The sequence below is a fragment of the Nocardia sp. 348MFTsu5.1 genome, assembly GCF_000383535.1.
Lineage (GTDB): Bacteria > Actinomycetota > Actinomycetes > Mycobacteriales > Mycobacteriaceae > Williamsia > Williamsia faeni.
Genome location: NZ_KB911521.1, coordinates 122276 through 146668, shown reverse-complemented (window position 1 = coordinate 146668; position 24393 = coordinate 122276). Strand labels below are relative to the sequence as shown.

Annotated in this window: 23 protein-coding genes; 9 read left to right on the top strand and 14 right to left on the bottom strand. The window is 64.2% G+C overall.

From position 1 onward, the window contains the following. Positions 1-3 precede the first annotated feature (3 nt). The 5 genes from H290_RS0121910 to H290_RS0121890 form a co-directional block, all read right to left on the bottom strand. Positions 4-657, bottom strand: a complete 654-nt coding sequence (locus H290_RS0121910; protein WP_020108982.1) for an MAE_28990/MAE_18760 family HEPN-like nuclease — start codon at positions 655-657, stop codon at positions 4-6. Then, a complete protein-coding gene (locus H290_RS0121905) occupies positions 658-1761 on the bottom strand; it encodes a DUF262 domain-containing protein (protein WP_020108981.1) in 1104 nt (367 codons plus the stop codon). 119 nt (positions 1762-1880) lie between these two features. After that, on the bottom strand, positions 1881-2726 hold the full coding sequence (hisG, locus tag H290_RS0121900) for an ATP phosphoribosyltransferase (protein WP_020108980.1): 846 nt from the start codon (positions 2724-2726) through the stop codon (positions 1881-1883). Positions 2727-2794: 68 nt separating this feature from the next. After that, the gene (locus tag H290_RS0121895) at positions 2795-3076 is read right to left on the bottom strand and encodes a phosphoribosyl-ATP diphosphatase (protein ID WP_196809605.1); all 282 of its coding nucleotides are present in this window, start codon (positions 3074-3076) and stop codon (positions 2795-2797) included. After that, positions 3042-3734, bottom strand: coding sequence for an HAD family phosphatase (locus H290_RS0121890; protein ID WP_255327771.1), 693 nt, complete (start codon positions 3732-3734; stop codon positions 3042-3044). Before H290_RS0121890 ends, H290_RS0121895 begins: the two co-directional genes overlap by 35 nt. 178 nt (positions 3735-3912) lie before the next feature. On the opposite strand from H290_RS0121890, the gene helR reads away from it, so the two are divergent. Beyond that, positions 3913-6120, top strand: coding sequence for an RNA polymerase recycling motor ATPase HelR (gene helR / locus H290_RS0121885; RefSeq protein WP_020108977.1), 2208 nt, complete (start codon positions 3913-3915; stop codon positions 6118-6120). 3 nt (positions 6121-6123) lie between these two features. Here helR and H290_RS0121880 read toward each other — a convergent pair whose 3' ends face one another. Continuing rightward, on the bottom strand, positions 6124-7335 hold the full coding sequence (locus H290_RS0121880) for an acyl-CoA dehydrogenase family protein (RefSeq protein ID WP_020108976.1): 1212 nt from the start codon (positions 7333-7335) through the stop codon (positions 6124-6126). 113 nt (positions 7336-7448) lie between these two features. Next, positions 7449-8429: a zinc-dependent alcohol dehydrogenase family protein gene (locus H290_RS0121875; RefSeq protein WP_020108975.1), complete on the bottom strand. Its 981-nt coding sequence runs from the start codon at positions 8427-8429 to the stop codon at positions 7449-7451. A gap of 100 nt (positions 8430-8529) precedes the next feature. Here H290_RS0121875 and H290_RS0121870 point away from each other — a divergent pair, with 100 nt between their 5' ends. Continuing rightward, positions 8530-8883: a helix-turn-helix domain-containing protein gene (locus H290_RS0121870; RefSeq protein WP_028463522.1), complete on the top strand. Its 354-nt coding sequence runs from the start codon at positions 8530-8532 to the stop codon at positions 8881-8883. A 59-nt stretch (positions 8884-8942) separates the two neighbouring features. On the opposite strand, the gene metH is transcribed toward H290_RS0121870, so the two are convergent. Then, complete coding sequence (metH, locus tag H290_RS0121865) at positions 8943-12521, bottom strand: methionine synthase (RefSeq protein WP_020108973.1); 3579 nt, start codon at positions 12519-12521, stop codon at positions 8943-8945. A 51-nt stretch (positions 12522-12572) separates the two neighbouring features. Between metH and H290_RS0121860 the strand changes: the two genes are divergently transcribed. The 4 genes from H290_RS0121860 (at position 12573) to H290_RS0121845 (ending at position 16729) form a co-directional block, all read left to right on the top strand. Beyond that, entirely contained in the window at positions 12573-13454 is an 882-nt protein-coding gene (locus H290_RS0121860) for a PAC2 family protein (RefSeq protein ID WP_020108972.1), read from the top strand. A gap of 115 nt (positions 13455-13569) precedes the next feature. Continuing rightward, on the top strand, positions 13570-13917 hold the full coding sequence (locus tag H290_RS0121855; protein WP_020108971.1) for a hypothetical protein: 348 nt from the start codon (positions 13570-13572) through the stop codon (positions 13915-13917). Further along, positions 13917-16409, top strand: coding sequence for a nitrite reductase large subunit NirB (nirB, locus tag H290_RS0121850; RefSeq protein ID WP_020108970.1), 2493 nt, complete (start codon positions 13917-13919; stop codon positions 16407-16409). The genes H290_RS0121855 and nirB overlap by 1 nt, the downstream gene beginning before the upstream one ends. Beyond that, a complete protein-coding gene (locus H290_RS0121845; protein WP_020108969.1) occupies positions 16406-16729 on the top strand; it encodes a Rieske (2Fe-2S) protein in 324 nt (107 codons plus the stop codon). Before nirB ends, H290_RS0121845 begins: the two co-directional genes overlap by 4 nt. Positions 16730-16980: 251 nt before the next feature. Here the strand turns inward: H290_RS0121845 and H290_RS0121840 are convergent, their stop codons facing one another. From H290_RS0121840 to H290_RS0121815, 6 genes are all read right to left on the bottom strand, one after another. Next, entirely contained in the window at positions 16981-17289 is a 309-nt protein-coding gene (locus H290_RS0121840; RefSeq protein ID WP_020108968.1) for a hypothetical protein, read from the bottom strand. An 11-nt stretch (positions 17290-17300) separates the two neighbouring features. Further along, complete coding sequence (mshC, locus tag H290_RS0121835) at positions 17301-18551, bottom strand: cysteine--1-D-myo-inosityl 2-amino-2-deoxy-alpha-D-glucopyranoside ligase (protein WP_028463521.1); 1251 nt, start codon at positions 18549-18551, stop codon at positions 17301-17303. 57 nt (positions 18552-18608) lie between these two features. Further along, entirely contained in the window at positions 18609-19445 is an 837-nt protein-coding gene (locus tag H290_RS0121830; RefSeq protein WP_020108966.1) for an SCO1664 family protein, read from the bottom strand. Further along, a complete protein-coding gene (locus H290_RS0121825) occupies positions 19442-20116 on the bottom strand; it encodes a DUF3090 domain-containing protein (protein WP_020108965.1) in 675 nt (224 codons plus the stop codon). Before H290_RS0121825 ends, H290_RS0121830 begins: the two co-directional genes overlap by 4 nt. Before the next feature lie 96 nt (positions 20117-20212). Then, positions 20213-20932 (bottom strand): MSMEG_4193 family putative phosphomutase, encoded by a 720-nt coding sequence (locus H290_RS0121820; protein ID WP_028463519.1) that lies wholly within the window; start codon positions 20930-20932, stop codon positions 20213-20215. An 80-nt stretch (positions 20933-21012) separates the two neighbouring features. Continuing rightward, complete coding sequence (locus tag H290_RS0121815; protein ID WP_081631677.1) at positions 21013-21843, bottom strand: undecaprenyl-diphosphate phosphatase; 831 nt, start codon at positions 21841-21843, stop codon at positions 21013-21015. A 110-nt stretch (positions 21844-21953) separates the two neighbouring features. Between H290_RS0121815 and H290_RS0121810 the strand changes: the two genes are divergently transcribed. The 3 genes from H290_RS0121810 to H290_RS0121795 are packed head-to-tail and all read left to right on the top strand — an operon-like array spanning position 21954 to position 24350. Next, positions 21954-22973, top strand: coding sequence for a YncE family protein (locus tag H290_RS0121810; RefSeq protein WP_036519873.1), 1020 nt, complete (start codon positions 21954-21956; stop codon positions 22971-22973). A 58-nt stretch (positions 22974-23031) separates the two neighbouring features. Then, complete coding sequence (locus H290_RS0121805) at positions 23032-23247, top strand: DUF5703 family protein (protein ID WP_051122176.1); 216 nt, start codon at positions 23032-23034, stop codon at positions 23245-23247. 20 nt (positions 23248-23267) lie between these two features. Beyond that, the gene (locus tag H290_RS0121795; RefSeq protein WP_028463517.1) at positions 23268-24350 is read left to right on the top strand and encodes a quinone-dependent dihydroorotate dehydrogenase; all 1083 of its coding nucleotides are present in this window, start codon (positions 23268-23270) and stop codon (positions 24348-24350) included. The last annotated feature ends 43 nt before the right edge of the window (positions 24351-24393 follow it).

Here is a 24393-nt window from a genome sequence, read left to right as displayed (position 1 = left end):
TTCCTAGCCAAGTAGGTAGTTTTCTGTCGCTGCAGCTGTACTGATCTGATTCGAAAAAGTATTCAATAAATCAATCACACGATCGATGCGATCGACGCATTCAGCCGGAGTGAACGAGGTAAGTTCGCCATGAACGATCTTATTCCTTTCGGCTACCAGGCTGGAGTCAATGAAGCCTTTATTTGCGGCGTAAACATCAAGAACCTCCAACCCAAGCGATTTCAGTAATTCTTCCAAAACCTTCGACGACAGATTGCTTTCCGTATTGATCATCTTTGCCGGGTCGACAAAGAAGATTCCCGAGCGGCAGGTATCCATCTCAGTCAACAAGCCAGCCAAATACTCTACTTTTGAAGTCCCATCCGACCGCTTGAAATGCGAGACAACTGAAGCAGCCTGGAATGGCATCTTCAACGACGAAATCGGGAGCTTCATTCCACAAATGTGTTTGATGTAGTGGGCGCTCGCCGCCTTGACGAAGCCCTCCCAATGCGCATAGGTAAGCGCAACAGCGCTGCGGCCAATCCATGAATCATGCCCCACGCGCCCCATTGGAATCGTTTGAAGCGGTAGCTTCAAAGCAGTCAATTCGAGTTTTCTGTGGGCGAGGTCTCTGTCGATTCTGTCCAGGAGGTCCTCAACTGAATGCGCCAGCATCTAGGATGCCTGTTCAAACAGCTTACGCCCGAAGGGCACAGTAGTTCGCAAGCGCTGATCTGCCCGAATGCCACTCGAGAATCCCGGTGCGAATGCAGGATCAGACCAAAGTTCGCGCCGCTTAGCACGTACCACGGCAGCGTCTATTCGACCGTCAGCATCGTGATACCCAATGCCGAGCGCAAGGGTCTCAAAAGCGGTCGCCGCAAATGGACCTTGCGACTTTCCGGTCGCTGGGTTCAACTTACGCAACACGTCAGAACCATCACTTGCATTCAACACACTGAATACCCCATTGAAAACTTCTTCTTCGGCAGCCAGCTCTGCGTCTGTCAGCTCAGAAACTTGAACGATCCTACTAGTTAAAAATTCACCGAGGTAGCCGATTGAACCAATTTCACTATCAGGAAGTTTTCGCATCAAGATAAAGCGCAGAGCAATCTCCATGTGATATTGCTCCAATATGAGCTTTTCAGGAAGGTTCAGCGTTTCCAGGAAGTCCGCATTTCTTGACAGTTTACCGAGCCATTCAAAGTGCTTCAGGCTAAGGCTGACAAGCAATGCGTTGCGTAGTTCCTGGTCCGTTGCCTGCGACCCAAAAGAGTTTAAGCGCTGAAACAAATCAAACTTTGCACGCTTGTCGCTGTCACGCTTGATTATTTTTAGGTCAAGACGAGCGCGCTTAAAATCGATTCGTTGAGTGGGGCTGAATGAAATCGTAGGGTCGGAGTTCTCGTAGAACACGCCTTTCAGCAACTTGAGGAACGGCGCTTCCATACATTCGAAGGGGTCTAAGATGTTTCCATCGGGATCTCTGAGAATCCCCATAAAGTTGAAGAGCGTGGACAGTCGCTGGACACCATCAACTACATCCCAGCCTTCGTCGCTTGTGGCGACAAAGATACTTGGAAGCGGAATGCCAAGCAGGACGCTTTCAATCAGCCTTGTTCGCTGTGCAGGTTCCCATCTAAACAACCTCTGGAACTCTGGATGGATATTTAGTTCCCCATCGCGATAGAGGTTCGCAAGTTCACCGATCGACATCTGGTAGGCATCTGTCGAGATTTGGCGTCGGTACTCGTTCAGCTCGGCGTCTAGGGTCACGAAGTTAAGATACCTCCCGACACAACCAGGCCCCCCTGGGCAGGACCGATCACGTGACTAGACGAAGAGGGGTAGCGTCAGCGATCTTCGCTCGACCTGGGGCTTCTGCCGCACCGAATCTAGAACCGGCAGGACCGGATGTCGGAGGCCAGAATGGCCTTCGCGCCGATCTCGGACAGCTCGTCCATCAAGTTCTGGTGCTGCTTGCGCGGAACGAGTGACCGGACGGCAACCCAGTTCTCGTCGGCCATCGGTGCGATGGTCGGCGATTCGAGGCCGGGCGTCAGTGCCATCGCCTGATCGAGGATGCCTCGGGGGCAGTCGTAATCGAGCATCACGTAGCGCTGGCCGAACACCACACCCTGCACGCGGGCGATGAAACGTTCGGCTGCCTTGCTGCGCTCGACGCCTTTGCGCTGCAGCAGTACACCTTCGGAATCGCAGAGCGACTCACCGAACGCAGACAGCTGGTGCTGGCGCAGCGTACGGCCGGAACCGACGACATCGGCGATCGCGTCGGCGACACCGAGCTGGATCGAGATCTCGACGGCGCCGTCGAGACGGATGATCGTCGCCTCGATGCCGCGGGCAGCGAGATCGGCGCGGACCAGGTTCGGGTACGACGTGGCGATCCGCTTGCCGGCGAGGTCGGCAATCGTCCAGTTCGAGTCGCTCGGTGCGGCGTAACGGAATGTAGAGGCGCCGAACCCGAGTCCCAGGCACTCTTCGACGTCGGCGCCCGAGTCGAGCGCGAGGTCGCGGCCGGTCAGTCCGAGGTCGAGTTCACCCGAACCCACATAGATCGCGATGTCGGTCGGGCGAAGGAAGTAGAACTCGACTTCGTTGGCGGGGTCGAGGACCGTGAGGTCTTTGGAGTCAGAGCGGCGACGGTAGCCCGCCTCGCTGAGGATCTCGGCGGCGGACTCGGACAGCGCCCCCTTGTTGGGAACGGCAACGCGCAGCATGTGAGTGGGGTCCTATCGGAAATGTGGACGGGCAGGAGTTCGGCTGGTGCTCACGGGATGGATCGGGTTCACAGATGCTTGTAGACGTCGTCGAGCGTCAGTCCACGATTGATCATCATCACCTGCAGCCAGTAGAGCAACTGCGATATCTCCTCGGACAGTGCCTCCGGCGACTCGTGCTCGGCTGCGAGCCACACTTCGCCGGCCTCTTCGATGATCTTTTTCCCGAGGGTATGGACACCCTTGTCGAGCGCTGCGACGGTGCCGCTGCCCTCCGGCCGGGTGGTGGCCTTGTCGGTCAGTTCGGCAAACAGCTCATCGAAGGTCTTCACGGTGCTCAATTGTCCCATTGAATGCTGCGGCCACGTCGTCGAGGGTCACTCCGACCAGGTTCGGGCGAAACGTCCGTCCTTCGCCGGCCGGTATGGGTGCGGCCGAGGGCACCACCAGAACCGGACAACCGGCAGCACGGGCGGCCTGTGTTCCGGTCGGTGAATCCTCGACGGCCAGGCAGTCCGCAGGGTCGATTCCCAGGAGTTGAGCTGCCCGCAGGTACGGATCTGGCGCCGGCTTGCCCTGCTCCACCTCATCGCCGCAGACGGTGACGGTGAACCGGTCCGGGCCGAGGGTGGCAAGGGCTTCATCGGCCAGCTCGCGTTCGGTGTTGGTCACCAACGCCATCGCAATGCCCTGTGCTGCAATCAGATCGAGGGTTTCACGCGCGCCCGGCATCCATGGGATGCCTTCCTTGAAGAGTGCGCTCACCCGGGACCGCAGCCACGCGGCCCGGCCGGGAAGGTCACGTTCGGCGTCCGGCAGCCCCGCGGCGTCGAACACCTTGGTCAACGCATTGGTCATCGAGTTGCCCAGAGTCGACTCGCGGACCTCGTGGGTCAGTTCGAAACCCAGATCGGTGGCCAGATCGGCGATGGCGATATCCCACAGCTTCTCGGAGTCGAGAAGGGTGCCGTCCATGTCCCACAGGATTGCTTTCGGAAGATCGCTCACCGCCACATCATGGCGGAACCCGGTGGTGATCTGAAATCGTGCGATGCACAAATGGCGGGAATCACTCCCTGCCCTTTTCAAGATATAGCGCACCCGGGGGCTTGCGGCAAGACCCCGGTGATGCCGCAGAATCGCTGGACCCACTGTCACAACTGCGATCGGAGCCGCTACGAATACCGTGGCCAAAAGCGTGTTCAACCTTCCCGAGCGCCTCTCCCACAAGGCCGATCCGGCGCTGACCGCTACCGACGAACGGCACTTCGCGGCCATCGCCGACAACCTCTCCCGGACGATTGCCGACCTGTCCGCCCGCCGTGATGCCGAACAAGCGACGTACAGCAGCACCGGCCGGGACGCGATGGACCGCGACATGGAAGTCCATCGTCTCGGCGCGCGCCTGCGGGCACTGAGTCGCTTCGGATCGGACCTGTGCCTCGGCCACATGGTGGCCGCCGACAATTCCGAGCCGGTCTACATCGGCCGACTCGGGCTCACCGACAGCGCCGGTCAGACATTGCTCATCGACTGGCGCTCCCCCGCCGCCGAACCGTTCTTCGGAGCCACCCACGCCAACCCGATGGGTCTGGTGAGCCGCCGGAGATACCGCTGGACCCGTGGAAAGATCACCGACTACTGGGACGAGGTGCTGCGCGCAGAGGATGTGTTCGCTGCCGACGGACTGACATCGGCGGCCACCCTCGACGACGAGTCGGCGTTCATCGCCAGTCTCGGGAGCAATCGTTCGGCCAAGATGCGAGATGTGCTCGGCACCATCGCATCCGACCAGGACGCGATCATCCGCGCCGGATCCCGCGGCGCACTGGTGGTCGACGGTGGCCCCGGCACCGGCAAAACCGTTGTGGCCCTGCACCGCGCCGCCTATCTGCTCTACTCGGATCCGCGGCTCGGCCATCATCGCGGCGGGGTGCTGTTCGTCGGGCCACACGAGCCGTACCTGGCGTATGTCGCCGACGTCCTGCCCAGCCTGGGCGAGGAAGGGGTCGCGACGTGCACAGTGCGTGACCTGGTCACGGAGGGTGCGACAGCCGGCATCGAGGACGATCCGGAAGTGGCCCGGCTGAAGTCGTCGGCGGAGCTGGTGAAGGCGATCGAGGCGGCCGTGAAGTTCTACGAACAACCGCCCGCGAAGGGCATGACCATCGAAACGCCGTGGTCGGACCTCTATCTCAGCGCCGCTGATTGGGCCACGGCGTTCGACGCTCCTGAAGCGGGAACGCCGCACAACGAGGCACGGGAAATCATCTGGGAGGAATTGCTCGCCATCCTCGCCGACGGGCATGCCGGCGACATCACGCCAGGACAACTACGGATGGCCCTGTCGGAGAACGAACAACTCCGTTCAACCCTGCACCGGGAATGGCCGATGATCAACGCCACCGATCTGGTGGCAGATCTGTGGTCGGTGCCCGCCTATCTGCGCAAGTGTGCGCCGTGGCTCAACGCCGATGAGGTGGCTGTACTGCAGCGGGACGACGCACAGGCCTGGACGGTGTCCGACCTGCCACTCCTGGACGCCGCCCGCCGGCGGCTCGGCGATCCGGGGGCATCCGAACGAAGGCGCCGCCGCGTCGCCGCCGTCGCCGCCGAGCAAGAGCAGCGGTCGGCGGTGGTCGACCACCTCATCGCCGCCGACGACTCCGACCTGATGGTGATGTCAATGCTGCGTGGACAGGATCTGCGCAACGCGTTGATCGGCGACCAGCCAACCGACGACCATGAGGAACGCACCGCAGACCTGCTGGCCGGACCGTTTGCGCACATCGTGGTGGATGAGGCCCAGGAGCTGACGGACGCGCAATGGCAGATGCTGCTCTCGCGGTGTCCATCCCGCAGCTTCACCGTTGTCGGAGACCGTGCCCAGGCCAGAGCCGGATTCGCCTCACCTGGCGCGGATCAGGGCATCGAGACGTGGCAGCAGCGACTGGGACGGGTCGGGATGGGCCGGATCTCCATGGCCTCGCTGAGCATCAACTACCGGACGCCCGAAGAGGTCATGACCGAAGCCGAACCGGTGATCCGCGCGGTGCTGCCGGATGCCAACGTCCCGACTTCGGTGCGCGGCAACAACAATCCCGTCGAATACCGGACGACCGCGGAGCGTGACTCGATCCTCGATGGCTGGCTCGCCGACAACCATGACGGGATCGCCTGTGTGATCGGCGATCCCACGTTCGCGGCGACTGTCCGTATTCGATCTCTGACCCCGGAATTGGCCAAAGGCCTCGAGTTCGACCTGGTCGTGCTGGTCGATCCCGAAGCCTTTGGTGACGGTGACCCCGTCAGCCGAGCCGTCGATCGCTATGTCGCGATGACTCGGGCAACCCAGCGACTGGTGATCCTTCGATCCACCGCCGCCGGGGTCTGAGAGCTAGCGGTTACCGGCGCTCCAGGCGTACGGCAGTTCGGTGCCGTTGAGGATGTGGTCGCCGATGGCGCGGGTCTTGAAAATCGTTGGGTTGTGGACCGCGATCGTGCGGGCATTGCGCCAATGCCGATCGAGCCGCAGCTGTTCCGACGTGATCGACGCACCGCCGACCTCGAAGAGTTCGTTGGTGGCGCGGAGCACGATGTCGACGGACGTGACCTGCGCCTGCGACGCCGCGAGTTCCGCGCGATCGAGCAATTCCGGACCGGCGTCGTTGCCGGCAGCCAGGACCTCGTCGAGGATGTCGGCAACCGCCAGCGCGGACGTGCGTGCGGTGAACGCCGCCGCAGACAGTTTGCCGATCACCTGCTGGACCAGTGGATCTTCGCGTGGAAGGTCCGCGGCCGCATGGGTATACGAGCGGGTGCGGTTACGGACCCACTCGGCAGTGTCAGACGTGGCGCGCTGAGCGATACCGGCAAGTCCGGCCAGGTGCACCAACTGCAGATACGAGGTTCCGTACGTCTTTCCGGCGCCGCCGTAACCCGGGCCCAGGATTCGTTCGGGGGCCACCACAACATTGTTGAATTCGGTTGTCCCGCTGGCGGTCAGGCGTTGTCCGAAACCGTCCCAGTCGTCGTGCTGAGTGACACCCTCGGCGTCGGCGTCCACCAGGATCGAGACCCGTTCGCCGTCCCGGTCGGCTGCGACCAGGATGTAGTTCGAATACAGGGAACCGGTGCTGTAGTACTTCGTGCCGTTCAGAATCCACTGACCATCCTTCTGCGTCAGTCGGGTCTGATAGCGGTCCACTGCACCGACACCGGGTTCGGTGATGGCGTTACCGACCAGGATTCCACCGGCCACGGCGCGCAGCCAGGTGTCACGTTCCGGGCTCGGCGCGGCCAGCAGCTGGTCTTCGACAAAGCTGAAGTGCACCCGAAGTGCCTGCGGCAAATTCGATTCGGCGGCAGCGAGATCGATCAGCAGCCGGAACTGCTGGCGCACGGTGGCGCCGAGTCCGCCGAATTCGACCGGCACCCGCAGCGCACCGAGGCCCGCCTCGCGCAACAGGTGCACCTCGTCGTGCGCGAGTCGGCGGTCGACCTCGCGCGCGGTGGCACCCGCGGCGATCGTCTCGAATACCGGCTGGAAACGCGCATCGAGTTCGGCATCGGTGATGGCACCGGAGGCGGTAACTGTTGAAGTCGTCATGCCACCGAGTGTTGAACACTTGCTAGCCGAACACACCGGTTGCACCCACTCTGAGCGCAACCGGTGAGGCAGATTCAGTTGCACGTCCGCGCCCACGCGGCGCCCTGCGCGGGTTACACGGTCACCACGATCTTTCCGATCTGGTCACCACTTTCGAGGTGGCGGTGTGCTTGTGAGATGTCGTCGAGAGTGAAGACCGAGTCGATCGTCGGTTGCATTGTGCCGCTTCGTACTCCGGCTGCGAGAAAGGCCGCGATGCGCCGGACGGCGCCCGGGTCCGCCAGCAATTCGAAACCCACGTAGCAGTGTATGGTCAGTGGCCCGGTCATCGGGAACGACGGAGGCCGTGGATCGAGCCAGCCGACGGCGACCAGTGTGCCGCCCGGCCTTGCGGTCTGCGCCAGGTCGGACAGTCCCGGGCCCATGACGGAATCCAAGATGATGTCGACGCCCACCCCGCCGGTGACACGTCGAACAGATTCATGAAGATCGTCCTCGTCGGTCGCGATGACTGCGGCAGCTCCGGCAGCCAGGAGAGCCTCCTTCTTCGCGATGTGGCGGGTGACGGCGATCGGTACGGCGCCGATCTGGTTGGCAACCTGAATCGCAGCGAGCCCGACGCCACTGGATGCGGCTGTGATCAGGACGTGGTCGGCCGGACGCATGTGAGCCTTCTCGACGAGGGCGCCGTACGCGGTTGACCCCGCGACCCAGAGTGCGGCGGCGTGCACGGCGTCCAGTCCGTCCGGCCGGGCGATGATCGCACTTGCGGGCACCGTCGTGTAGTCCGCGTACGTGCCGTTGCGGTCCATCGTCGGCAGCGCGGTGACGATGACCGCATCACCTACGCGAAACTCTTCGACGCCCTCGCCCACGGCGTCGACGATGCCGGTGCCCTCACAGCCGAGGCGGGCATGCGGCAGCTGGAACGGACGCGGGAAGGTGCCCGCGCGCATCATCGAATCGAGTCGGTTCAGGCCGATGGCCTCGACCCTGATGCGTACTTCACCGGCGTCGGGTGCGGTCACGGGTTCGTCGACGACACGCAAGACGTCAGGGTCGCCGATCTGATCGAAAACAACAACTCGTGGCATGGGGGCGGCTCCAATGATCGCTGTCAGTGGCCGGTTCGAATGTGAACCGATCGTTTTCCACGCTACGAAGCTGCTCGTTACCTCTTGGTACCTTCGATCGATGGAACCGTCGTCTTCGGATGCACTGCTCGTCGATTGCCCGGCCCGGCTCGCTGTCGAGATCATCGCCGACAAGTGGTCCGTACTCGTGGTCTTTGCGCTCGGTCAGCAGCCACGCAGACATGGCGAACTGATCGAGGTGGTCGGCGGCATCTCACGCAAGGTGCTCACGCAGACACTGCGGAAGCTGCAAGGTTATGGGCTGGTGTATCGAGCCGAGACGTCGACGCAGGTGGAGTATCGGCTGACCGAACTCGGCACCACGCTGGTTGAGCCCGTTGAGATGCTCAACCGGTGGGCGCGCGAACACGGCGAAGCAGTGGCCGATTTCCAGGAGGCGCACGAACCCGATTGAACCGCAACAGAAAAGCGCCCGACAGCTGATCGCAGCTGCCGGGCGCCTTCTGAGACGAACTACGTGTTGAAGTACTTCGCTTCGGGGTGGTGCAGCACAAAGGCGTCGGTCGACTGTTCCGGATGCAGCTGCAACTCCTCGGAGAGTTCGACCCCGATGCGGCCCGGTTCGAGCAGGTCCATCATCTTGGCGCGATCCTCCAGAGATGGGCAGGCACCGTATCCGAACGAGAACCGGGCGCCCCGGTACTTGAGGTCGAAGAAGTCCAGAGCGTTGTCCGGGTCTTCCGCGGCGACACTGACATCACCGAATCGCAGTTCCTCCCGCACGCGCTGGTGCCAGAACTCCGCGAGCGCCTCGGTCAACTGCACGCCGATGCCGTGGACCTCGAGATAGTCGCGGTAGGCATCCGCCGCGAACAGCGTGTTCGCGAAGTCCGCGATCGGCTGACCCATCGTCACCAACTGGAACGGCAGGACGTCGACGACACCGGTCTCGATGGCCTCGGCCCGCGGACGGATGAAGTCGGCGATGCACAGGAACCGGGAGCGTTGCTGGCGCGGGAACTCGAAGCTGTGCCGGATGGGCGCGTCCGGACGCGGTTCGGTGAGCACATGCACCGTGTCGCCCTCGCTGACGGCCGGGTAATACCCGTAGACGACCGCCGCGTGCTGGAGGATGTTCTCCGTGGCGAGGCGGTCGATCCAGTAGCGCAGACGCGGTTTGCCATCGGATTCGACAAGGTCCTCGTAGCTCGGTCCTTCGCCGGCACGGGCGCCGCGAAGTCCCCACTGCCCCAAGAACAACGCGCGTTCGTCGAGCAACGTGAGGTACTCGGCGACCGGGATGCCCTTGACGATGCGTGAACCCCAGAACGGCGGCGTCGGCACCGGGAGTCCGGCCGCGACATCTGAACGCTGCGGGACCACGACGGGCGCCGCCTCGGCTTTGCGCTTTTCGGCGATGCGCTTCGAACGCGCGTGGCGTTCCTTGCGTTCTGCCGTCTTCTCCGCGGCCGCGATCGCCTCGGGACTGTTCGGATCGAGGCCACCACCACGCTTGACCAGCATGATGTCGTCCATCAATCGCAGACCCTCGAAAGCGTCACGGGCATAGTGCACGTCGCCCTCGTAGGTTTCGCTCAGATCGTTCTCGACGTAGGAACGGGTCAGCGCGGCGCCACCGAGGAGAACCGGGTACTTCCCGGCCAGCCCACGGCTGTTGAGCTCCTTGAGGTTGTCCTTCATGACCACGGTCGACTTCACCAGCAGCCCAGACATCCCGATGACGTCGGCATTCTTGTCCTGCGCCACTTCGACGATGGTCGAGATCGGTTGCTTGATACCGATGTTGACCACTTCGTAGCCGTTGTTCGACAGGATGATGTCGACGAGGTTCTTGCCGATGTCGTGGACATCGCCCTTGACCGTCGCGAGGACGATCCGCCCCTTGCCGTCTTCCCCGGTCGCCTCCATGTGCGGTTCGAGGTGCGCCACAGCGGTTTTCATGACCTCGGCGGACTGGAGCACAAACGGCAACTGCATCTGGCCCGAACCGAACAGCTCACCGACGGTTTTCATGCCGGCCAGCAGGGTCACGTTGATGATCTCCAGCGGCGGCTTCTCCAGCATGGCCTCATCGAGATCGTTTTCGAGTCCGGCCCGTTCACCGTCGACGATGCGCCTTTCGAGGCGCTCGAACAATGGCAGCCTGTTCAGCTCCTGGGCTCGGCTCTCGCGCGCTGACGCCGCCGACACACCTTCGAACAGCGCCATCAGCTTCTGCAGCGGGTCGTAGCCCTCGCGGCGACGGTCGTAGACCAGATCGAGCGCAACCTCACGCTGCTCGTCGGGGATCTTCGACATCGGCAGGATCTTCGATGCGTGCACGATCGCGGTGTCGAGACCGGCCTGCACACACTCGTGCAGGAACACCGAGTTGAGCACCTGCCGGGCCGCAGGGTTCAGGCCGAACGAGATGTTGGAGATACCGAGGGTGAAATGCACCTCCGGGTGGCTCTCCTTGAGGATGCGGATGGCCTCGATGGTCTCGATGCCGTCCTTGCGGACCTCTTCCTGGCCGGTCGAGATCGGGAAGGTCAGGGCATCGATGATGATGTCCTCTTCCTTCATGCCCCAGTTCTCGGTGATGTCGGTGATCAGACGCTCGGCGATGCGGACCTTCCACTCGGCGGTGCGGGCCTGGCCCTCTTCGTCGATGGTCAGGGCGACCACGGCGGCGCCGTGGGTCTTGACCAGCGTCATGATCTTGGTGAAGCGCGACTCGGGCCCGTCGCCGTCTTCGTAGTTGACCGAGTTGACCGCACACCGGCCACCGAGATGTTCGAGGCCGGCCGCGATGACCTCGGGCTCGGTCGAGTCGAGCATGATCGGCAGCGTCGACGAGGTCGCCAGCCGACTGGCAAGCGCTGACATGTCGGCGGCACCGTCGCGGCCCACGTAGTCGACGTTGAGGTCGAGCATGTGGGCGCCGTCGCGGGTCTGGTCCTTCGCGATGTCGAGGCACTTCTGGTAGTCCTCGGCCAGCATCGCGTCACGGAACGCCTTCGATCCGTTCGAGTTCGTCCGCTCACCGATCATCAGGATGGAGGCATCCTGCGAGAACGGGACCGCGCTGTAGAGCGACGACACCTCGGCCTCGTGTTCGATCGTGCGCGGCGCCTTGGTCACACCGGCGACAGCCTGCGCCACCTGCCGGATGTGTTCGGGTGTGGTGCCACAGCAACCACCGACAAACGCGAGCCCGAACTCTCGGACGAAACCACTCAGGGCGTCGGCGAGCTCTTCCGGTGTCAGCGGGTACTCGGCGCCGTTCGGGCCCAGTTGGGGCAGGCCGGCGTTGGGCATGACCGAGACGGGCACCTGTGCGTGCTTGCTGAGGTACCGCAGGTGCTCGCTCATCTCGGCGGGGCCGGTGGCGCAGTTGAGTCCGATCATGTCGATGCCCAGCGGCTCGAGTGCGGCGAGGGCGGCACCGATCTCCGACCCGAGGAGCATTGTGCCGGTGGTCTCGACCGTCACGTGGGCGATGATCGGGATCCGGCGTTCGAGATCGGCCATCGCCTGCTGGGATCCGAGGATCGCGGCCTTGACCTGGAGCAGGTCCTGTGAGGTCTCGATGAGGATGGCGTCGGCGCCGCCGTCGAGCATGCCCGCAGCACATTCGTAGTAGGCGTCGCGGATCGAGGCGAACGTCGTGTGGCCCAGGGTCGGCAGCTTTGTACCGGGACCGATGGAACCCAGCACGAACCGCGGCGTGCCGTCTGCGCTGGGACCGACCTCGTCGGCGACCTCTCGGGCGAGCTGCGTTCCCTTGAACGCGAGCTCCCGGATCCGGTCGCCGATGTCGTAGTCACCGAGGTTCGACAGGTTGCAGCCGAAGGTGTTGGTCTCGACCGCGTCCGCTCCGGCTTCGAAATAGGCGCGGTGGATCTCGCGGAGCACATCGGGCCGGGTGTCGTTGAGGATCTCGTTGCAGCCTTCGAGGCCGAGGAAATCGTCCAACGTCAGATCCGCGGCCTGCAACATGGTTCCCATGGCACCGTCACCGATCAAGACGCGTTTGCTCATCGCGGTGAGCAATTCCGTATCGAAGGACGGCGATGTGGCTGAGGACATAGTTATCAGGGTAGTTCGCTCTCGATTGGGGTTCGGTCGTAGGCTGGATCAGTGAACGCCGAGCAAAGCGCAAGCCTGCCACAGTTGCGCCGCCCCACGCTGGTTGCTGCCTTCGAGGGTTGGAACGACGCCGGCGACGCGGCCAGTGGAGCCGTGGAGCATCTGGAACTGGTCTGGGACGCAGTACCGCTCGCCGAGATCGATTCAGACGACTACTACGACTTCCAGGTGAACCGACCCTCGATCAAACAGATCGATGGAGTCACCCGGAGGATCGATTGGCCGACCACCTCGATCTCGTACTGTACGCCGCCGGGCTCGGACCGAGATATCGTGCTGCTGCGCGGAATCGAACCGAACATGCGGTGGCGCGGATTCTGCGCCGAGATCCTGGACATCGCCCGGGAACTCGAGGTCGAGACGGTGGTGATCCTGGCCGCACTTCTGGCCGACACCCCGCACACCCGGCCGGTCCCGGTGACCGGTGCCGCGTACAGCAGCGAATCGGCGAAACGGTTCAAGCTCGAGGAGAGCCGGTACGAGGGTCCCACCGGGATCACGGGCGTCCTGCAGGATGCCTGCGTGGCGGCAGGTATCCCGGCCATCTCCTTCTGGGCCGCAGTCCCCCACTACGTGTCGGCGCCGCCCAACCCGAAGGCCTCGGCGGCACTGCTGAGCCAGCTCGAAGAGGTCCTCGACGTCGAGGTGCCGCTCGGCGAACTGCCGGAGCAGGCCGAGGAATGGGAACGCGCGGTCACCGAGATGACCGAAGACGACGACGAGATCTCGGATTACGTGCGTGGACTCGAAGAACGCGGCGACGCCGAGGTCAGCGTCGACGAAACACTGTCGAAGATCGATGGCGATGCCCTGGCCGCGGAATTCGAGCGCTACCTGCGCAGACGCGGTCCCGGCGGACGCTTCGGCGGTTAGAGTCCCCATCAGGACGTCGTGATCACCGACCTCCTGTGAACACGGTGAGGTCCTGACAATGGACTCGTAACCCTGTTGCAAGTGCTGGTTCATCGGGCTCACGTTCAGTAGGGGCATGTCCAGCACACCGAAGTTCCTCCAGGGTGTCTTCACCTTCACCGGAAGCGGCCTCACCAAGGCGGCCCCCTTGGATCCGTCACTGACCTATCAGGTCCCGGCCGGCCTCACCGTCCAACCGCTGTACTTCCGCGGCGGCAACAGCTCGGGCGAGCTCGTCTACGTGACCCTGCTGCGCGATCAACGGCCCATGCGGTGGTTTCCGATGGGTGCGAAGGCGTCGGTGAACGTGCCGTTGCGGGTGGTCGAGGATGTCGACGCCGACAGTGTCCTGGAGCTGGTGTTCGCGGCGCCGGAGGGGTGCACGGGAGAGCTCGTCGTCGACTTCGGGTTCGTGGAGTTCTGATGCCGGAGGCACAGCAGCGGCAACGACTGGTGGTGGTCGGCAACGGGATGGCCGGCGCCCGCACCGTCGAAGAGATCCTGCAGCGAGGCGGCGGGTCACAGTTCGAGATCACGATGATCGGCGACGAGCCGTACGGCAACTACAACCGGATCATGCTCTCGCATGTGCTGGCCGGTGAGAGTTCGATCGACGACGACGACCTCATGCTCAATCCGATGGCCTGGTACCGCGAGAACGATGTCCGGCTCTATGCCGGCGACCGCGCCGTCGGCGTGGACCGCTTCGCCAAAGTCGTCACCTGTGAGAGCGACCGGACCATCGACTACGACGTGCTCGTGATCGCCACCGGCAGCAACACGTTCTTCCCCAACATGGACGGCCTGCGCGAGGCCGACGGACGGCTCGCACGTGGGGTCTTCGGGTTCCGGACCATCGAAGACACCAACGGGATGTTGCAGATGGCGTTGTCCCGCGACGGGATCCGCGCAGTTGTCATCGGTGGCGGCCTGCTCGGACTCGAGGCAGCGTACGGGCTGCGCACCCAGGGCATCGACGTCGACGTCGTGCACTCCCCCGGACACCTGATGAACCAACAACTCGACGAACGCGGCGGGCGGGTGCTGCGCAACAAGATCGAAGAGCTCGGCGTCGGTGTGTACACCTCCAAGCGCACCACTGCGGTCCTGCGCGCCGACAACGGTGCCGTCGCCGGGGTCGGTTTCAACGACGACAGCAGTCTCCCGGCGGACATGATCGTCGTGACGGCGGGTATCCGGCCCAACGTCGAACTCGCGCGGCGCGCCGGCCTGGTCATCGAACGCGGGATCGTTGTCGACGACCAGATGCGCTGCGAGGACGAGGGTGCGATCTACGCCGTTGGTGAATGCTGCCAGCACCGCGGAGAGGTCTACGGGCTCGTGGCCCCGCTGTGGGAGCAGGCGGGGGTCCTGGCCGATGTCCTGACGGGCAACAATCCCGATGCGGCCTATCACGGCTCGCGGCTGACGACGAAGCTCAAGGTCGCCGGGGTGGATGTCGCGGCGATGGGTGTCAAAGGGCCCGAACGTGACACGGATGAGTTCGTCCAGTTCTACGAACCCCGCAGTGGCACATACAAGTCCGTGGTCGTCCGCGACAACAAGCTGATCGGCGCGATGTTGCTGGGCGACATCAGCAAGGTCAACTTCCTGACCCAGGCGTTCGACGACAAGGTGGCGTTGCCCGACGAACGCATCAGCATGCTCTTCGACATGGGCACGCCGAGCGCTCAGACCGGCGCCGCCGAACTCTCCGACGACGTCCAGGTCTGTAACTGCAACGGAGTCACCAAGGGCGACATCGTCGCGTGCGTTCACGCCGGCGCCAAGACGGTCGGCGAGGTCGTCGCGAAGACCCGCGCGGGCAAGGGCTGCGGCTCCTGCAAGGGACTCGTCGGCGACATCGTGGCCTGCGCCGCCGGCGGCGAGTTGGCCGTCGATCCATCGGCGGACTGGTACGTCCCGTCGATTCCACTGACCAAACCCGAACTGATGACCCGGATTCGGGAACTCGACCTGCGGTCGGTGTCGGCGGTGGTCGGCGCACTGTCGCCGGACGGCGACGACGTGACCGCGAAGATGCCACTCGCGTCGTTGCTCCGGATCATCTGGGGCGCCGAGTGGGAAGACGAACGCGGCGCGCTGTTCATCAACGACCGCGTCCATGCCAACATCCAGCGCGACGGCACGTTCTCGGTGGTCCCGCAGATGAAGGGCGGTGTGACCAGTCCGGCACAACTGCGCCGAATCGCCGACGTCGCAGACAAATACAACATCCCGATGGTCAAGGTCACCGGCGGCCAGCGCATCGACCTGCTCGGCATCCGCAAGGAAGATCTGCCGAAGGTGTGGGCTGATCTCGACATGCCCTCCGGCTACGCCTATGGCAAGAGCTTCCGGACGGTCAAAACATGTGTGGGCCTGGAGTTCTGCCGCTTCGGGCTCGACGACTCGACCGCGCTGGGCATCGCCATCGAGGAGCGCTATCAGGGCCTCGAAGCGCCCGCGAAACTCAAACTGGCCGTCACCGGTTGTCCGCGCAACTGCGCGGAGGCGCTGTGCAAGGACTTCGGTGTGGTCGCGGTCGGCGACGGCCGCTGGGAGATCTATGTCGGCGGCGCGGCCGGGGCCCACATCCGCAAGGGTGATCTGCTGACCACCGCCGTCGGAGCCGAAGAGGTGCTGCGCATCTGCGGGGTGTTCATCCAGTACTACCGAGAACAGGCGAAGTGGCTCGAACGCACCTACGCGTGGGTCCCGCGGGTGGGCATCGAGGAACTCCGGGCAATTCTCATCGACGACCGGGATGGATTGGTGGACGGCTTGTCCGAACGGATCTCGGCATCGGCGGCCGCCTACAGCGATCCCTGGAAGGAACGCCTCGAGCCCAAGTCACCCGCACAGTTCGAGCCGTCGCTGCCGCTCATCAAGCTGCCATTGGTGCCGGTCCGATGACCACCACAGACACCGGGTTCACGCGGGTGGGTCCGGTGACGGATCTCACTGTTGGCGAAGGGCGCACCTATATCGTTGACGGACAACAGGTTGCGGTCTTCCTGATGTCCGATGGATCCGTCCGCGCACTGGGGGCTCGCTGCCCGCACAAGGGCGGCCCGATCGCCGACGGTCAGACCGACGCCACCAAGGTGATGTGCCCGCTGCACCAGTACACCTTCTCCTTCGACGACGGTCGGTGCACCAACGGAACCGACATCGACGCCCTTCCCGTCTTTCAGGCGAAGGTCCACGACGGCCAGATCCACATCTGGACCTGACCCGACCTCCGTCGAGCGTGCCCATCCGACCGTCGAGCGAGCCCATCCAACCGTTGACCGTGCCCATCCAGCAATCGAGCGGGCCGATACTGCACGCCGTTCGACAACGTCGGCACGCTCGACGGCTGTATGGGCACGCTCGGCGGTAACTAGAGCACGCTCGGCGGCGATTTGGGCACGCTCGGCGGCGATTTGGGCACGCTCGGCGGCGATTTGGGCACGCTCGGCGGCGATTTGGGCACGGTCGGCGGTCAGGAGATCCGTTCGATCATCACGACGGGCGTGGTGATGCGCCACGTCCGGACATCGGGATCGTCGGCTGCACGAACCCAGAATTGCGCCGACTCCCCCACACGGCATGACTTCACACCGAGCAGGGGGATGTCCTCGGAATCGCGGCGGAGCCGGCTCACGGCCCAGGCCTCGTCGCCGCTGCTACCGACGCCCGGTGCACGGAGCAGGGTCATCTCGCCAAAGTCCAGCAGATAGGTCGACGTCCGCGTCGTCACGGCCCACACACCGTCAGCTGTGTCGGGATCGATCTCTTGCTCTTTGGCCACGATGTCGAACCTTACCCAAGCGGAGCGATGTTGACGCCGAGGAGCGCGTCGACCGCATTGGCCACGTCGGCCGGTGCAGTCTTGGCCGAACCGAGCCCGCCCAATGTGTCGTGGGCCCAGGCATCAATCGCGATAAGTGCTTTGGGAGTGTCGAGATCGTCTGTCAGGTGCAGGCGCAGTCGCTCGATCGTCGGAGCGGCATCGGGACCGGACTCGCAGGCCGCGGCTTTTCGCCACAGTTCCAGGCGGGTGACGGCCTCGGCGAGCACCTCGTCGGTCCAGGCCCGGTCGGTGCGGTAGTGACCGGCCAGCAGACCCAGGCGGATTGCACCGGGGTCGACATCGGCGGCGCGGAGCTTCGACACCAAAACGAGGTTGCCCTTCGACTTCGACATCTTCTCGCCGTCGAGCCCGATCATCCCAGCGTGCACGTAATGCTTCGCAAAGCGACGGGCACCGGTCAGCGCCTCGCCGTGTGCTGCAGAGAACTCGTGGTGCGGGAAGATCAGATCGCTGCCGCCGCCCTGCACGTCGAATCCGGTTCCGATCCGGTTCAAAGCGATTGCGGCGCACTCGATGTGCCAGCCGGGCCGGCCTGGTCCGTGGGGCGAGTCCCACGACGGTTCGCCGTCACGCGCCGCCCGCCAGACCAGCGCGTCGAGTGGATTGCGCTTGCCGGGCCGGTCGGGATCGCCGCCCCGCTCGGCGAAGAACTTCTGCATTGTCGGCAGGTCGTAACCCGACTCGTAGCCGAACTGCTCGGTGGCATCGGTGCGGAAGTAGACGTCGGGGTACTGCTCGTCATCGACGATGTAGGCGGCACCCGAGGCCAGGAGCTTGCCGACGACCTCGACGACCTCGTCGATCGACTCAACAGCACCGATGTAGTCGCGGGGCGGCAGCACCCGCAGGGCCGCCATGTCCTCGCGGAACAGGTTGATCTCTCGCGCACCGAGATCGCGCCAGTCGATCCCGTCGCGGTCGGCCCGCTCGAACAGCGGATCGTCCACGTCGGTGATGTTCTGGACGTAGTGCACCTCGTGTCCGAGATCGCGCCAGACCCGGTTGACCAGATCGAACGTCAGGTACGTGGCGGCATGCCCGAGATGCGTTGCGTCGTAAGGTGTGATGCCGCACACGTACATGGTGGCGATCTTGCCGGGCACCACCGGACGGACCTGACGGTCCGAGGTGTCAAAGAGCCTCAGTGCCGGACCCTGACCGGGCACAACGGGGACGACGGTTTCAGACCACGACTGCATGATGACCACCTTATTGGCGCAACACCGACCCGCGCTCTCGGGGCCGACCAGAACGGGTCAGAACGCCGGCCACGGGATGGGTCGCGACCGATCGGCTTCGGGCATGACCGGCGTGGCGACCATCGCCGCCGTCCGGTTGACCAGCGCCACCACCTCCGCCGGCGTGATCAATTCGGCGAGTTGGTCACGCAACGGCGAATCCTCGGTGCGCAAGGCCTCGAGCAGGGCCGCGACATCCTCGAGGAGGTGCGCGGGGATGGATTCGGCGGCCCAGCCCCACAGGACGGTCCGCAGTTTGTCCTCGGTGTGCAGGCAGATGCCGTGGTCGACGCCGTAGACCTGCCCGTCGAGCCCTTCCAGGACATGTCCGCCCTTGCGGTCCGCGTTGTTGATCAGGATGTCGAGCACCGCCATCCGCTGCAGCCGCGGATCGTCCGCGTGGACAAGCACCACGTCTTCGCCACGCGAGTCGACGGCGGACAGGATCAGCTTCCAGCCGTCCGGAACCAGATCGGGCGAACACAGGTCGACGAGATCGAGCCTTGTCGGCAACCCGTCTGCCGGTTCCGGAGTGTCGATCCAGCGCTGCACCATGCCGGGACCGAACGGTCCGTCGCGCAGCAAAGTCAGCGGGACCACCGACCAGCCGAGCGCATCGGACACCAGGTACGACGCCACTTCACGTCCGGCGAGGGTGCCGTCTGGGAAGTCCCACAGCGGCTGCTCACCGCGGACCGGTTTGTAGACGCACCGAACCTGCTGGTCACCGACAACGGCATCGCAGACGAGGGTCGCGTTGCTGGCATTGCGGATCTGGCCGATGAGTTCGAGTTCGCCGGTGGCCAGGATGTGTTGCACATCAACCGGTTCGCCGGTGGGCGGGGTGGCTGTCACCGGCCGGGCTCGTCACCGACGTCCGGACCCGGAGGTTCGTCTGGATCGTCTTCGTCGAGCAGGTTCGGATCGTTGAACAGATCAGGGTCGATGAACTCGAGTGACGGACCGAACGTGGCCTCGCGGCGGTATCCGTTGGTGCGGACGCAGATGTGTCCGGTCGAATCGAGTGGATCCCCGCATAACGGGCAGGGCTCGCGACCGGCGGAGATGACCCGGCTCGACCGGGCCGCGAACTCGCGGGCGGCACCGGTGCTGAGGAACACGCGGACCGCGTCCGGACCTTCTTCGGTGTCGTCGAGGACAACACTCTCGTCGAACTCGCCCTCGGTGATGGCGAGCAACTCGACGACCACAGCTTCGGATTCGGAGTCCCATCCCAGACCCATGGTGCCCACGCGGAATTCGGCGTCGACAGGCATCAGGAGTGGACTGAGGTCTTCGACACGGGACAGTTCGGCGGGCAGAGGCGTCCCGAACCTGCGGTGTACCTCTTCGAGCAGGGCGCCGATCCGGTCGGCGAGTATCTGGACCTGCTGCTTTTCGAGCATGACGCTGATGACACGCGTTTCGTGGATGGCCTGCAGATAGAAGGTCCGGTCACCGGGCTGGCCCACCGTTCCGGCAATGAAACGGTCCGGGCTGCGGAAGACGTGTATCGCTCTGGCCATGGCACCTCCGTTCTCCTGAAATTGATTATCCCCAATCGGGGCGGGTTCGCCCAAGGCGTTGGTCGTTGGTGTCGCGGCGCAGCGCGGCAGCCGGTCTCAGGTTCCGGTGGAACCGCCGACAACGGCATCGTCGGTGTGGGCGGGCCCATGGCTGTTGTCCGACGTCTCGGCCTTTTCGGAGGGTTTGGGCCGTGCCGGAATCGACGGGAGGGTGGAGGTGCAGTTCACCGCGTGTACGTACGGTCGCGCCAGGCTGTACCGGACGACGCTGGCGGACGCCGGTTCGACGACGATCCGCTGGAATGAGTCGAGGTGCATGCCCATCGCGTCGGCGAGGACCGCCTTGATGACGTCGCCGTGCGTACAGGCGATCCAGATTCCGGATCCGTCTTCACCGGAGAAGCGGGCGTCGAGTTCCCGGATCGCGGCGACCGCCCGGGACTGGACCTGGGCCAGTCCCTCACCGTCGGGGAAGATCGCCGCCGACGGCTGCTGCTGCACCACCCGCCAGAGCGGTTCGGAGAGCAGTTCCTTGATCGGGCGTCCGGTCCACTGGCCGTAGTCGACCTCGACCAGACGTTCATCGACGATCTCGGGGCACTGGAAGTGGCTGACGAGCGGAGCCACCGTCTGCTCACACCGCAGCAGCGGGGACCGCACAACCGCGACGGGCTTTTGCAGGTCACCGAAGCGTTCGATGAGGCCGACGGACTGGGAACGTCCGTGATCGTCGAGACCCACAGCCGCCGAGCGGCCGGCGAGCACACCCGAGGTGTTCGCCGTGGATCGTCCGTGTCGAAGCAATATGACCGTCACGTGTCACACCTTATGCGCCGGGCCGGGATCCGGACTCGGCACGAAGTCGTCGTCGCATGTCACAGCGTTGCAGCACCGGATCATGTGGCGCTGATCACGCCGCCCGCGAGCAGTCCCATGACCAGAAGACCCAGCAGCACCCGATAGCCGACAAACCAGTACAGCGAGTGGTCGGCGACGAACTTCAGCAGCCAGGCGATCGCGGCGTAGCCGACCACAAACGCGACAATCGTGGCGACGAGCAACTGCATCCCGGACGACTCGACGCCGTCACCGCTGGGTTCGAATGCGTCTGGGAGGCTGAACAATCCGGACGCGACCACCGCCGGGATGGCCAACAGGAACGAAAACCTCACCGCAGCTTCACGTTTGAGTCCGAGGAACAGGCCGGCGCTCGCGGTGGCGCCGGAACGCGACACCCCTGGGATCAGTGCCAGACACTGGGCCAGACCCATGCCGATTCCGTCACGGGTGGTGAGCTTCTCGATGGGCCGCTCTTTGCGGCCGAACTTTTCGGCCGCAGCGATCACCGCGGAGAAGAGGATGAGCATGCTCGCGACCAACCAGAGGTTGCGTGCGCCGGTGCGGATCTCGTCCTTGAACAGAAATCCGAGGACGCCGATCGGAATGGTGGCGATGATCACATACCAGCCGATGCGGTAGTCGAGGTCCCGGGCGTCTTTGTTGAACAGGCCGCGAAACCACGACGCGATGATGCGGATGATGTCTTTGGCGAAGAACACGAGAACAGCAGCTTCCGTGCCCAACTGCGTCACGGCGGTGAACGATGCACCGGCGTCCTCACCGAACCAGATCTCGGAAACAATGCGCAGGTGACCGGAGGAAGAAATCGGCAGGAACTCGGTCAATCCCTGTACGGCCCCGAGGACTATCGCCTGGGCCCACGTCATGGTGTCGGTCACGGGGGCCGATGCTACGGGAAACCCCGGCCCGGTCTTCGGGTTGCGACACCGGCGCCCCCGTGGCATGGCGAGGCGGGCCGGCAAGCAAGATGGGTGCCATGAATGTGCGCGGTAAAGGTCTGTTGGTGGCGATGGCGGCTGCCGCGCTGGTGTTGTCCGGCTGCTCGGATTCGGGTGGTACGCCCGATGTTCCGACGATCGTTCCGCAGACCCCCATCGCCGCACCGGCGAATGACCCGGCCACCCCTCCGGCGGGTGTGGTGGTTCCGGTGGCCAACGCCGGCACCGCGATGGCCTACTGCACGGGGACGAAGCAGCTGGCCTTGCTGTCCGACGACGGCCGCTCGGTCTACTTCTACGCAGCCGAAGGACTCGCTCCGGGAGCTGTTCCAACGCGCACAGTTACGTTGAGCGACAAGGCAACCGGCTTCGGAACGTTCAGTTCGGGCAAGCTCGAGGTGCTGATCCCCGGCGCGCTGCTGATCATCGATTCGGCGACCGGTGACACGGTGCGCGTGGACCTCCCCGGAACCCCGCTGTCGGCGGTGCTGACGTCGACCGGCGACATCCTCGTCGGCAACGACAAAGGCAGCCTGATAGTGGTCGATCCCGACGGAACAGTGCGCGACACCATCACCGGATTTGTCCGGGTCGACGCGATCGCCGAACACGACGGACAGGTCGTCGTGCTCGACCGCGCGCAGTCGTCGGTGACCGAGGTCGACATCGCCGACAGCGATCTCGGTGTGGCCCTGCGTTCCGGCGACGGTGCGACGAACCTCACTGTCGATCACTACGGCCGGTTCCTGACCACCGACACCCTGGGCGGCGAGTTCCTCGCGTTCTACGGCGACCCGATCGTCAACAAATTCCGGCATCCCGTGGCTTTTGGCCCCTACGCCGTAGACTACGACGACACCCACAACCTGGCGTGGGTGGCGACCACCGGAAACAACCAGGTCACGGCCTACGAACTGGCCACCGGAACCCCGGTTCAGGTGCAGCAGTTCGCGACCGTTTCGCAGGCCAATTCGATGGTGGTCAACCCCGAGACCGGGACGGTGTACCTGCTGTCCGCCGATGGAGGCGGATTGCAGATCATCAACCCCGATCAGTAGTGAGGTGAGCGCAGACTTGGCAGGCAACCGCAACCGTGGCTTTCCGCGGGAATGGGACATGTCGACGGACGACTACGAATACGTCCCCTTGCGTCTGCCCCCTGATGTGACCCGGGTGACCGCCTCCATGCGGTTGTCGATCCAGGCCGAGTTCGGTGGCTGGGAACTGTCCCGGGTCCGCCTCTATGCCGATGGCAGCCGCAAGGTCCTGCTCCGTCGTCGCCGACCGCGACTGGCCTCCACCGATGAACCCGATACTGGAATGAGCGCGTGATCGCCACTGTCTACCGCCGGTTGTACCGGTGGCTTCTTGCCCTGATGTTCCTGGTTCCGCCGGAGCGAATCCACCGGATCGGGGCCCGGGCGATCTCGTGGACCGGACGGTTCAAGCCGTTGCGTTCGCTGGCCCGGCGGGTGCTGGTCACCGACGATCCCGTCTTGCGGTCGCGGGTGTTCGGGCTCGACTTCCCGGCGCCCCTGGGACTCGCGGCCGGCTTCGACAAGAACGGTGAGGCGATCGACGCCTGGGGCGCTCTCGGATTCGGCTTCGCCGAGATCGGCACCGTCACCGGACAGGCCCAACCCGGCAATCCGGCTCCCCGACTGTTCCGGCTACCGGCCGACCGGGCCCTGATCAATCGGATGGGCTTCAACAACCACGGCGCCGGGGCTGCGGCAAACCAGCTGCGCCACCGCAAGACCACCACCTCGATGGTTCCGATCGGGGCCAACATCGGCAAGACCAAGGTTGTCGAACCGGAGAATGCCGTCGACGACTATCTGATCAGCGCTCGGCTGCTCGGTCCCCTGGCCGAGTTCCTCGTGGTGAACGTCAGTTCGCCCAATACGCCCGGGCTTCGGGATCTGCAGGCGGTGTCCGCGTTGCGTCCGTTGCTGTCGGCGGTGTCCGACGCGGTCGACATCCCGGTCCTGGTGAAGATCGCACCTGATCTGGCCGACGACGACATCGATCAGATTGCCGATCTGGCGGTCGAATTGGGTCTGGCGGGCATCGTCTGCACCAACACGACGATCAGTCGCGAGGGTTTGGCCACGCCCGCCGCGGAGGTCGAGACCATCGGAGCCGGTGGACTGTCCGGTGCGCCGCTCGCCGATCGTTCCCTCGAGGTGTTGCGGCGCCTCTACGGCCGGGTCGGTGGACAGCTCACGCTGATCAGCGTCGGCGGGATCGAAACCGTCGACCAGGCCTGGGAGCGGATCTGCGCCGGAGCATCACTGGTTCAGGCCTACACCGGATTCATCTACGGTGGCCCGTTGTGGGTCAAGCTGATTCACCAGGGATTGGCACAGCGGGTGCGCGCCGCCGGCTATGGCTCGATCGCGGACGCCGTCGGGACCTCGGCGCCCAAGCACTGACCCAAAAGCCACCAGCTCCAGCCATTTCCACAAGTTGCACATG